At 55.2% G+C, this 10,642-nt stretch carries 10 protein-coding genes and 4 tRNA genes; all 14 read left to right on the top strand.

Annotated features, from left to right (window positions below):
• The first annotated feature begins 160 nt into the window (after nt 1-160).
• Nucleotides 161-1,120: a bifunctional biotin--[acetyl-CoA-carboxylase] ligase/biotin operon repressor BirA gene (gene birA / locus BM416_RS27485; protein ID WP_092490077.1), complete on the top strand. Its 960-nt coding sequence runs from the start codon at nt 161-163 to the stop codon at nt 1,118-1,120.
• On the top strand, nt 1,110-1,859 hold the full coding sequence (locus tag BM416_RS27480) for a pantothenate kinase (RefSeq protein WP_092490076.1): 750 nt from the start codon (nt 1,110-1,112) through the stop codon (nt 1,857-1,859). Before birA ends, BM416_RS27480 begins: the two co-directional genes overlap by 11 nt.
• Before the next feature lie 7 nt (nt 1,860-1,866).
• Nucleotides 1,867-2,313, top strand: a complete 447-nt coding sequence (locus tag BM416_RS27475; RefSeq protein ID WP_027605161.1) for a hypothetical protein — start codon at nt 1,867-1,869, stop codon at nt 2,311-2,313.
• Nucleotides 2,314-2,455: 142 nt separating this feature from the next.
• Nucleotides 2,456-2,540 (top strand) — tRNA-Tyr (locus BM416_RS27470).
• A gap of 23 nt (nt 2,541-2,563) precedes the next feature.
• Nucleotides 2,564-2,637 (top strand) — tRNA-Gly (locus BM416_RS27465).
• Between the two features lie 26 nt (nt 2,638-2,663).
• Nucleotides 2,664-2,739, top strand: a tRNA-Thr gene (locus tag BM416_RS27460).
• Between the two features lie 159 nt (nt 2,740-2,898).
• Nucleotides 2,899-2,974 (top strand) — tRNA-Trp (locus tag BM416_RS27455).
• Nucleotides 2,975-3,019: 45 nt separating this feature from the next.
• Entirely contained in the window at nt 3,020-3,388 is a 369-nt protein-coding gene (gene secE / locus BM416_RS27450) for a preprotein translocase subunit SecE (RefSeq protein ID WP_027605162.1), read from the top strand.
• 9 nt (nt 3,389-3,397) lie between these two features.
• The gene (nusG, locus tag BM416_RS27445; protein WP_003176436.1) at nt 3,398-3,931 is read left to right on the top strand and encodes a transcription termination/antitermination protein NusG; all 534 of its coding nucleotides are present in this window, start codon (nt 3,398-3,400) and stop codon (nt 3,929-3,931) included.
• A gap of 117 nt (nt 3,932-4,048) precedes the next feature.
• Nucleotides 4,049-4,480, top strand: a complete 432-nt coding sequence (gene rplK / locus BM416_RS27440; protein ID WP_003176435.1) for a 50S ribosomal protein L11 — start codon at nt 4,049-4,051, stop codon at nt 4,478-4,480.
• Entirely contained in the window at nt 4,480-5,175 is a 696-nt protein-coding gene (gene rplA / locus BM416_RS27435; RefSeq protein WP_003176434.1) for a 50S ribosomal protein L1, read from the top strand. Before rplK ends, rplA begins: the two co-directional genes overlap by 1 nt.
• Before the next feature lie 199 nt (nt 5,176-5,374).
• A complete protein-coding gene (rplJ, locus tag BM416_RS27430) occupies nt 5,375-5,875 on the top strand; it encodes a 50S ribosomal protein L10 (RefSeq protein ID WP_003176433.1) in 501 nt (166 codons plus the stop codon).
• Nucleotides 5,876-5,953: 78 nt separating this feature from the next.
• A complete protein-coding gene (gene rplL / locus BM416_RS27425) occupies nt 5,954-6,319 on the top strand; it encodes a 50S ribosomal protein L7/L12 (RefSeq protein WP_027605163.1) in 366 nt (121 codons plus the stop codon).
• Nucleotides 6,320-6,538: 219 nt separating this feature from the next.
• On the top strand, nt 6,539-10,612 hold the full coding sequence (gene rpoB, locus BM416_RS27420) for a DNA-directed RNA polymerase subunit beta (protein WP_027605164.1): 4,074 nt from the start codon (nt 6,539-6,541) through the stop codon (nt 10,610-10,612).
• Nucleotides 10,613-10,642: the final 30 nt, after the last annotated feature.

Raw genomic sequence — 10,642 nt, 5'->3', positions numbered from 1 at the left:
TCCGAAACCCCATTTGCGAGAGCAGATGGGGTTTTGTTTTGCGCGCTCGAAAAGTGCGAAGAGGCGCCTCGGGAGGGTCTTCAGTGCTAAAGTCCGGCCTTTCTATGCAATGACCCTGCGCATGGCTATCATGCGTGCCTCATTGTGAGGCGATACTTGCATGCTGACGTTGTTAGAACTTCTAAAAGATGGCCGATTCCATTCCGGAGAAGCACTTGGCGCAGCCCTGGGCGTTAGTCGCAGTGCTGTCTGGAAGCAGCTCCAGCATCTTGAGGCCGAATTGAATCTGCCGGTCCACAAGGTTCGTGGGAGGGGCTATCAGTTAGCCTCGCCGCTGGTTTTTTTGAGTTCCGAGCAGATTGCGCAGCATGCGTCTTCCCTGGCGTGGCCTATCCATATCTACAACTCTATCGACTCGACAAATGCCGAGGCTCTGCGCCTTGTTGGGGTTGAGCGGGCGGCGCCGTACCTGGTGCTTGCGGAGCAGCAAACGGCGGGAAGAGGGCGACGTGGTCGAAAGTGGGTCAGTCCATTCGCTCAGAACGTGTATTACAGCCTCTTATTGCGTATCGAGAATGGTCCGCGACAGCTGGAAGGCCTGAGCCTCGTGGTTGGCTTAGCGGTCATGCAGGCACTGCGAGAGTCTGGAGTGCGGGGTGCGGCTCTGAAGTGGCCAAACGACGTCCTGGTGGGGCAGAAGAAGATTGCCGGGATTTTGCTGGAGCTCGTAGGGGATCCCGCGGATATTTGCCACGTTGTCCTCGGTATCGGTATTAACGTGAATATGCAGAAGGCTGAAGAGGTTGATCAGCAATGGACGTCAGTGCAATTGGAGACAGGGTCTCCAGTTGATCGCAACTCTCTGGTGGCACGCCTGTGCTTGCAGTTGCAAAGCTACTTGGATCGACACAGGACGCAAGGTTTTTCATCGCTTCGGGATGAGTGGGAAAAAGGTCATGCCTGGCAGGGAAAGGCGGTGTCACTCATAGCGGGCGCCAACCGTGTCGATGGGGTAGTGCTGGGTATCGACGGTCAGGGGGCATTGCGTTTAAGTGTCGGTGGTGTTGAGAAAATATACAGTGGTGGTGAGTTAAGCCTGAGGTTGCGTGATGATTCTTGAGCTCGACTGTGGGAATAGCTTCATCAAGTGGCGCGTACTTGATTTGGATCGGGCGACGGCATCTGCAGAAGGTGTCGCTAGTTCGGATGTTGCATTGATTGAAAGCCTGTCAGTGCTGCCTGGTGTGTTACTGACACATTGCCGGTTGGTGAGTGTTCGTGCTCTGGACGAAACAAAAAACCTGGTTGATGCATTGGTGGAGGCCTTTGGCGTTGCGGTTTCCTGCGCTGTTTCTGCGCGAGAAATGGCTGGGGTGCGCAACGGTTACGAAGATTTCGAGCGTCTTGGTCTTGATCGCTGGTTAGCAATGCTGGGCGGCTTCAAATTGGCGTCGGGCGCATGTCTGGTGCTTGATTTCGGCACGGCTGCTACTGCAGATTTTGTTGCTGGCGATGGAGAGCATTTAGGTGGCTTCATCTGTCCTGGTATGCCCCTCATGCGTAATCAGCTGCGCACGCATACGCGCAAGATACGTTACGACGATGCAGCTGCTGAAAGAGCCTTGGAGTGCCTATCGCCAGGGCATACGACCGTAGAGGCTGTAGAGCGTGGCTGTACGTTGATGCTCAGAGGGTTTGTGCTGACCCAGCTTGAGCTGGCCCGAAGTTATTGGGGTGATAACTTCACTGTATTCCTGACGGGTGGCGATGCTGATTTGGTGAGGGATGCCGTGCCTCAGGCTCGACTCGTTCCTGATTTGATTTTCGTAGGTCTGGCAATGGCGTGCCCTTTATCTTGAGGTGTTTATGCGTTGGCTGTTTTTGCTTTTATTGATCCTGAACGCCTTCTACTACATATGGCATCAGCAAGAGGCGCCGTTGCGTGCTAAAGACGTGACCCCTCTGAGCCTCTATCGGAATACGCAGCAGGATATTCGCCTGCTGAGCGAGTCTTCCGACGCTGTGGTGCGCAAGGATCGGGCTAAGGCATCTGATGCGCAAAATACTTGCTTATACATTGGTGGCTTTGCCGACCAGCGACAGGCGCAATTCCTCGAGCAGCGCCTCACTAGCCTGGATATAAAGGTTAAGGTACAGCTGCTGAGTGCTCCTGATGCGCAAGGTTACTGGCTTCGAGTTGCCCCGGAAAGCCGACGCCTGGCTGACGACCTGCCCTTTGAAAACCTTGCTAAGGAATTCAATGAGTTAAAACATAAAATAATGCTGTGCGAAGGCATTGCAACTCTCGAATAGTTTGCATAGAATGGCGCCCGCTTCGCAGTGAAGACCTTTAAGGTCTAAGGTGCGAAGCGAAGGTCAATGCAGCTAACCTCATATTTTTAATGAGAAAATGCTTGACAGAAGGCCGGCGTGATGTAGAATGCCGGCTCGCTTAGGAGGGGTTCCCGAGCGGCCAAAGGGATCAGACTGTAAATCTGACGTCTACGACTTCGAAGGTTCGAATCCTTCCCCCTCCACCATTTTAGCGTGAGCTGCAAGCTCCGCGGGTATAGTTTAGTGGTAGAACCTCAGCCTTCCAAGCTGATGATGCGGGTTCGATTCCCGCTACCCGCTCCAAGTTTGCAGGTTGTGCACGGTGTTTCGCTCTTGTAGCTCAGTTGGTAGAGCACACCCTTGGTAAGGGTGAGGTCAGCGGTTCAAATCCGCTCAAGAGCTCCATATAACAAGGCAGATATGAAAATATCTGCCTTTGTTTTAACGGCTGGCTCGGCTTGATGGTGTTCAGATCGCTTGTTGTTGAGTGATTTCAAGTCTTTGGGGGTTGGTTGTTGTAAAGTCTTTTTCGGGTCTGCATAATGGTCGGCCTGATTTTGTTTTAGGTCAGTAGCTCAATTGGCAGAGCGACGGTCTCCAAAACCGTAGGTTGGGGGTTCGATTCCCTCCTGACCTGCCAGATTCACGTGGTGTGTCTGGCTTTCTTTTCACAGGATCTTCATAGATGACTCCTAAGGCTGAAGCTCAAAGCTCTCGTTTCGATCTCGTCAAGTGGCTTGCAGTAGTCGCTTTGGTGGTCGTGGGCGTTGTTGGCAACCAGTACTATTCTGCTTCGCCGATCCTGTACCGCGTTCTCGTTTTGCTCGCCCTTGCTGCTGTAGCTGCCTTTGTAGGCCTGCAGACTGCCAAAGGCAAGTCTTTCGCGGTCCTGGTAAAGGAAGCTCGCACCGAGATTCGTAAAGTCGTTTGGCCAACTCGCCAAGAAACCACGCAGACCACGTTGATTGTTGTGGCTGTTGTTCTGGTTATGGCGTTGCTGTTGTGGGGGCTTGATTCCCTGCTCGGCTGGCTTGTTTCCTTGATTGTTGGCTAAGGGTGTCCCGTGGCTAAGCGTTGGTACGTTGTGCATGCTTACTCGGGTTACGAGAAGCATGTTATGCGCTCTTTGCTGGAGCGCGTAAAGCTGGCAGGCATGGAAGATGGCTTCGGCGAAATTCTGGTTCCCACTGAAGAAGTGGTTGAAATGCGGAATGGTCAGAAGCGCAAGAGTGAGCGCAAGTTCTTTCCTGGCTACGTGCTGGTACAGATGGACATGAATGAAGGTACTTGGCACTTGGTCAAGGACACTCCTCGTGTTATGGGCTTCATCGGCGGTACTGCTGATAAGCCTGCTCCGATCACTGACAAAGAGGCAGAAGCAATTCTGCGTCGCGTCGCCGACGGTAGCGACAAGCCCAAGCCGAAGACGTTGTTCGAGCCGGGTGAGGTTGTTCGTGTCACAGATGGTCCGTTTGCTGATTTCAACGGGACTGTCGAAGAGGTTAACTACGAAAAGAGCCGGATCCAGGTCGCGGTGCTCATTTTCGGTCGCTCTACTCCGGTAGAGTTGGAATTCAGCCAGGTCGAGAAGGTCTAGCTGAGTAAGCATCCCAACCCCGCAGCCTTAGGCTGTGGGGTTTTGTCGTCACTGGGATAAACGCGCAAGTAACCGGGGAGCCTTTCGAGGCGCTTGAACCCGTAATTGGAGTGCCTCATGGCCAAGAAGATTACCGCTTACATCAAGCTGCAAGTGAAGGCCGCTCAGGCCAACCCAAGCCCACCTGTTGGTCCAGCTCTGGGTCAGCATGGCGTGAACATCATGGAATTCTGCAAGGCTTTCAACGCCCGTACTCAGGGTCTTGAGCCAGGTCTGCCGACTCCAGTGATCATCACTGTATACAGCGACCGTAGCTTCACTTTCGAAACCAAGTCGACCCCGGCTTCGGTTCTGCTGAAGAAGGCTGCTGGTCTGACTAGCGGTTCCGCTCGTCCTAACACCGTTAAGGTTGGCACCGTAACTCGTGCTCAGCTGGAAGAAATCGCGAAAACCAAAAACGCGGATCTGACTGCAGCTGATATGGATGCAGCCGTGCGTACCATCGCCGGTTCTGCTCGTAGCATGGGCCTTAACGTGGAGGGTGTGTAATGGCTAAGCTGACCAAGCGCCAAAAGGCTATCGCCGGCAAAATCGAAGCGGGCAAGTCCTACAATTTTGTAGACGCTGCTGCTCTGCTGACCGAGCTGTCGACCGTCAAGTTCAGCGAGTCCGTTGACGTTGCTGTAAACCTGGGTGTTGACCCACGTAAATCTGACCAGGTCGTTCGTAGCGCTACTGTGCTGCCACACGGTACTGGTAAGACTGTTCGTGTAGCTGTCTTCACTCAAGGCCCGGCAGCTGAAGCTGCTCTGGCCGCCGGCGCTGACCGCGTTGGTATGGACGACCTGGCTGCCGAAATGAAAGGCGGCGACCTGAACTACGACGTAGTTATTGCTTCCCCGGACGCAATGCGTGTTGTAGGCCAGTTGGGTCAGATCCTGGGCCCGCGTGGCCTGATGCCTAACCCTAAGGTTGGCACCGTAACGCCAGACGTAGCTACCGCGGTTAAAAACGCCAAGGCTGGTCAGGTTCGTTATCGTACCGACAAAAACGGCATCATTCACACCTCCGTTGGCAAAGTCGGCTTCGACGCCGTCAAGCTGAAGGAAAACGTTGAAGCCCTGATCGCCGATCTGAAGCGTATCAAGCCAGCTTCCTCGAAAGGTATCTACGTCAAGCGCGTTACCCTGAGCACCACCATGGGCCCAGGTCTGGTCATCGACCAAGGCTCGCTGGACGTATAAGACACAAATTGGCGTAAGCGATTGCGCCAATTGAAAGATTGGGGTCCCTGCCTGGCGGGGGCTATCCAAGACCGTAGGCGACGCAAGTCTTAAACCAACAAGCCTACGCAGATGGTGCTCCCGGTTCCTTACCGAATCAGACACCAAAACGACATCCGGCTCCGGCCAGATGAAACGGTAACAAGCAGGAGTTAAACCCGTGGCAATTAATCTCGAAGACAAGAAGGCCATCGTCGCTGAAGTCAACGAGGCTGCCAAAGCTGCTCTGTCCGCTGTCGTGGCTGATGCCCGTGGTGTGACAGTAGGCGCTATGACCGGACTCCGTAAAGAGGCTCGTGAAGCTGGCGTATACGTACGTGTTGTACGTAACACCCTGCTCAAGCGCGCTGTTGCTGACACTGAATACAGTGTCCTCAATGACGTGTTCACCGGCCCGACTCTGATTGCTTTCTCCAAGGATCATCCAGGCGCTGCTGCCCGTTTGTTCAAAGAGTTCGCTAAGAGTCAGGATAAGTTCGAGATCAAGGCAGCTGCGTTCGAGGGCAAGTTCCTCGCAGCTAACCAAATCGACGTACTGGCAACACTGCCGACCCGCAACGAAGCCATTTCGCAGCTGATGAGCGTGATTCAAGGCGCTACCAGCAAGCTGGCTCGTACTCTGGCTGCAGTTCGCGAGCAAAAAGAAGCTGCCGCAGCCTAAGGCTGAGCAACTTTTCTCGCGTATTTTTGTTTATTTCGATGGCCGCGTAGGCCGTCCCCCAATTCAGGAAATACAGCAATGTCTATCTCCCAAGACGATATCCTCAACGCCGTAGCTGAAATGTCGGTTCTGCAGGTTGTTGAGCTGATCAAAGCTTTCGAAGAAAAATTCGGCGTTTCCGCTGCCGCTGCTTCCGCTGGCCCAGCTGCTGCTGCTGCCGTTGTTGAAGAGCAAACCGAATTCAACGTCATGCTGACCGAAGCTGGCGAGAAGAAAGTAAACGTGATCAAGGCAGTACGTGAACTGACCGGTCTGGGCCTGAAAGAAGCCAAGGCTGTAGTTGACGGCGCTCCTGCCATGGTTCTGGAAGCTGTTGCCAAAGAAGCAGCTGACAAAGCCAAAGCTACTCTGGAAGAAGCAGGCGCTAAAGTCGAGCTGAAGTAAGCATCGACCTTGCGTCTCCAGCCCAAGCGTTAAGCTGAAGGCTGATGGCTGGTGGCTCTTGCCACCGGCCTTTTTCCGTTCTTGGCTGTCGACTCGGTCGCCGCCATTAACGCGCTGTAGCCACCCGATGCGGTGGTGCAAACCATGGGGTTTGCAAGATTTTCTGGCTGCTCCCGTCGGGAGGGCCAAACAAGCAGGTGACCAAGCTGGGGAACGCTGATGGCTTACTCATATACTGAGAAAAAACGTATCCGCAAGGACTTTAGCAAGTTGCCGGACGTCATGGATGTCCCGTACCTTCTGGCTATCCAGCTGGATTCGTATCGTGAATTCTTGCAGGCGGGAGCGACCAAAGATCAGTTCCGCGACGTGGGCCTGCATGCGGCCTTCAAATCCGTTTTCCCGATCATCAGCTACTCCGGCAATGCTGCGCTGGAGTACGTCGGTTATCGCCTGGGCGAACCGGCATTTGATGTCAAAGAATGCGTGTTGCGCGGTGTTACGTACGCCGTACCTTTGCGGGTAAAAGTCCGTCTGATCATTTTCGACAAAGAGTCGTCGAACAAAGCGATCAAGGACATCAAAGAGCAAGAAGTCTACATGGGCGAAATCCCATTGATGACTGAGAACGGTACCTTCGTTATCAACGGTACCGAGCGCGTTATCGTTTCCCAGCTGCACCGTTCCCCGGGCGTGTTCTTCGACCACGACCGCGGCAAGACGCACAGCTCCGGCAAGCTCCTGTACTCCGCGCGGATCATTCCGTACCGCGGTTCGTGGTTGGACTTCGAGTTCGATCCGAAAGACTGCGTGTTCGTGCGTATCGACCGTCGTCGCAAGCTGCCGGCCTCGGTACTGCTGCGCGCGCTCGGCTACACCACTGAGCAAGTCCTGGATGCGTTCTACACCACCAACGTATTCAGCCTGAAGGATGAAACCCTCAAGCTGGAGCTGATCGCTTCGCGTCTGCGTGGTGAAATTGCGGTCCTGGACATTCAGGATGAAAAGGGCAAGGTCATCGTTGAGGCTGGCCGTCGTATCACTGCGCGCCACATCAACCAGATCGAAAAAGCGGGTATCAAAGAGCTGGAAGTTCCCCTGGACTATGTCCTGGGCCGTACTACCGCGAAGGTCATCGTTCACCCGGCTACAGGCGAAATCCTGGCTGAGTGCAACACCGAGCTGAACACCGAGATCCTGGCCAAAATCGCCAAGGCGCAGGTTGTTCGCATCGAGACCCTGTACACCAACGATATCGACTGCGGTCCGTTCGTCTCCGACACCCTGAAGATCGACTCCACCAGCAACCAATTGGAAGCGCTGGTAGAAATCTATCGCATGATGCGTCCTGGCGAGCCACCGACCAAAGACGCTGCAGAAACCCTGTTCAACAACCTGTTCTTCAGCCCTGAGCGCTACGACCTGTCCGCGGTCGGCCGGATGAAGTTCAACCGTCGTATCGGTCGCACCGAGATCGAAGGTTCGGGCGTGCTGTGCAAGGAAGACATCGTTGCGGTCCTCAAGACTCTGGTCGACATCCGTAACGGCAAAGGCATCGTCGATGACATCGACCACCTGGGTAACCGTCGTGTTCGCTGCGTAGGCGAAATGGCCGAGAACCAGTTCCGCGTTGGCCTGGTGCGTGTTGAGCGTGCGGTCAAAGAGCGTCTGTCGATGGCTGAAAGCGAAGGCCTGATGCCGCAAGACCTGATCAACGCCAAGCCAGTGGCTGCGGCGGTGAAAGAGTTCTTCGGTTCCAGCCAGCTCTCGCAGTTCATGGACCAGAACAACCCGCTTTCCGAGATCACCCACAAGCGCCGTGTTTCCGCGCTGGGCCCGGGCGGTCTGACCCGTGAGCGTGCAGGCTTTGAAGTGCGTGACGTACACCCGACTCACTACGGTCGTGTATGCCCAATCGAAACGCCGGAAGGCCCGAACATCGGTCTGATCAACTCCCTGGCCGCCTATGCGCGCACCAACCAGTACGGCTTCCTTGAGAGCCCGTACCGTGTGGTGAAAGACGCCCTGGTCACCGACGAGATCGTGTTCCTGTCCGCCATCGAAGAAGCTGATCACGTGATCGCTCAGGCTTCGGCCACGATGAACGACAAGAAGGTCCTGATCGACGAGCTGGTAGCTGTTCGTCACCTGAACGAGTTCACCGTCAAGGCGCCGGAAGACGTCACCTTGATGGACGTATCGCCGAAGCAGGTAGTTTCGGTCGCCGCGTCGCTGATCCCGTTCCTGGAACACGATGACGCCAACCGTGCGTTGATGGGTTCCAACATGCAGCGTCAAGCTGTACCGACCCTGCGTGCCGACAAGCCGCTGGTAGGTACCGGCATGGAGCGTAACGTAGCCCGTGACTCCGGCGTTTGCGTCGTGGCTCGTCGTGGCGGCGTGATCGACTCCGTTGATGCCAGCCGTATCGTGGTTCGTGTTGCTGATGACGAAGTTGAAACCGGTGAAGCCGGTGTCGACATCTACAACCTGACCAAATACACCCGCTCGAACCAGAACACTTGCATCAACCAGCGTCCGCTGGTGCGCAAGGGTGATCGCGTTCAGCGTAGCGACATCATGGCTGACGGTCCGTCCACCGATATGGGTGAGCTGGCTCTGGGTCAGAACATGCGCATCGCGTTCATGGCATGGAACGGCTTCAACTTCGAAGACTCCATCTGCCTGTCCGAGCGTGTGGTTCAAGAAGATCGCTTTACCACGATCCACATTCAGGAACTGACCTGTGTGGCGCGTGACACCAAGCTTGGGCCAGAGGAAATCACTGCAGACATCCCGAACGTGGGTGAAGCTGCACTGAACAAGCTGGACGAAGCCGGTATCGTTTACGTAGGTGCTGAAGTGGGTGCGGGCGACATCCTGGTTGGTAAGGTCACTCCGAAAGGCGAGACCCAACTGACTCCGGAGGAGAAGCTGCTGCGTGCCATCTTCGGTGAAAAAGCCAGCGACGTTAAAGACACCTCCCTGCGTGTACCTACCGGTACCAAGGGTACTGTCATCGACGTACAGGTCTTCACCCGTGACGGCGTCGAGCGTGATGCTCGTGCACTGTCCATCGAGAAGACCCAGCTCGACGAGATCCGCAAGGACCTCAACGAAGAGTTCCGTATCGTTGAAGGCGCGACCTTCGAACGTCTGCGTTCCGCCCTGGTAGGCCACAAGGCTGAAGGCGGCGCAGGTCTGAAGAAAGGTCAGGACATCACCGACGAAATCCTCGACGGTCTTGAGCACGGCCAGTGGTTCAAACTGCGCATGGCTGAAGATGCTCTTAACGAGCAGCTCGAGAAGGCCCAGGCCTATATCGTTGATCGTCGCCGTCTGCTGGACGACAAGTTCGAAGACAAGAAGCGCAAACTGCAGCAGGGCGATGACCTGGCTCCAGGCGTGCTGAAAATCGTCAAGGTTTACCTGGCAATCCGTCGCCGCATCCAGCCGGGCGACAAGATGGCCGGTCGTCACGGTAACAAAGGTGTGGTCTCTGTGATCATGCCGGTTGAAGACATGCCGCACGATGCCAATGGCACCCCGGTCGACGTCGTCCTCAACCCATTGGGCGTACCTTCGCGTATGAACGTTGGTCAGATCCTTGAAACCCACCTTGGCCTAGCGGCTAAAGGTCTGGGCGAGAAGATCAATCGTATGATCGAAGAGCAGCGCAAGGTTGCTGACCTGCGTAAGTTCCTGCACGAGATCTACAACGAGATCGGCGGTCGTAAGGAAGAGCTGGATACCTTCTCCGACCAGGAAATCCTGGATCTGGCGAAGAACCTGCGCGGTGGCGTTCCAATGGCGACCCCGGTGTTCGACGGTGCCAAGGAAAGCGAAATCAAGGCCATGCTGAAACTGGCAGACCTGCCAGAAAGCGGCCAGATGCAGCTGTTCGACGGCCGTACCGGCAACAAGTTCGAGCGCCCGGTTACTGTTGGCTACATGTACATGCTGAAGCTGAACCACTTGGTAGACGACAAGATGCACGCTCGTTCTACCGGTTCGTACAGCCTGGTTACCCAGCAGCCGCTGGGTGGTAAGGCTCAGTTCGGTGGTCAGCGTTTCGGGGAGATGGAGGTCTGGGCACTGGAAGCATACGGTGCCGCTTACACTCTGCAAGAAATGCTCACAGTGAAGTCGGACGATGTGAACGGTCGTACCAAGATGTACAAAAACATCGTGGATGGCGATCACCGTATGGAGCCGGGCATGCCCGAGTCCTTCAACGTGTTGATCAAAGAAATTCGTTCCCTCGGCATCGATATCGATCTGGAAACCGAATAACACGTGACGCGAATCGAGAGCGGGGCTGTT

Source organism: Pseudomonas sp. NFACC42-2 (assembly GCF_900116055.1).
GTDB lineage: Bacteria > Pseudomonadota > Gammaproteobacteria > Pseudomonadales > Pseudomonadaceae > Aquipseudomonas > Aquipseudomonas marginalis.
Note: the sequence above shows the minus strand (reverse complement) of the source record. Positions and strands in the feature narration are given on the sequence as shown.

Excerpts from the sequence above, each read along its gene's own strand:
- secE (WP_027605162.1), top strand. The coding sequence starts at position 3,020 with ATGACTCCTAAGGCTGAAGCTCAAAGCTCTCGTTTCGATCTCGTCAAG.
- birA (WP_092490077.1), top strand. The coding sequence starts at position 161 with ATGCTGACGTTGTTAGAACTTCTAAAAGATGGCCGATTCCATTCCGGA.
- rplL (WP_027605163.1), top strand. The coding sequence starts at position 5,954 with ATGTCTATCTCCCAAGACGATATCCTCAACGCCGTAGCTGAAATGTCG.
- BM416_RS27480 (WP_092490076.1), top strand. The coding sequence starts at position 1,110 with ATGATTCTTGAGCTCGACTGTGGGAATAGCTTCATCAAGTGGCGCGTA.
- rplK (WP_003176435.1), top strand. The coding sequence starts at position 4,049 with ATGGCCAAGAAGATTACCGCTTACATCAAGCTGCAAGTGAAGGCCGCT.
- BM416_RS27475 (WP_027605161.1), top strand. The coding sequence starts at position 1,867 with ATGCGTTGGCTGTTTTTGCTTTTATTGATCCTGAACGCCTTCTACTAC.
- rpoB (WP_027605164.1), top strand. The coding sequence starts at position 6,539 with ATGGCTTACTCATATACTGAGAAAAAACGTATCCGCAAGGACTTTAGC.
- rplA (WP_003176434.1), top strand. The coding sequence starts at position 4,480 with ATGGCTAAGCTGACCAAGCGCCAAAAGGCTATCGCCGGCAAAATCGAA.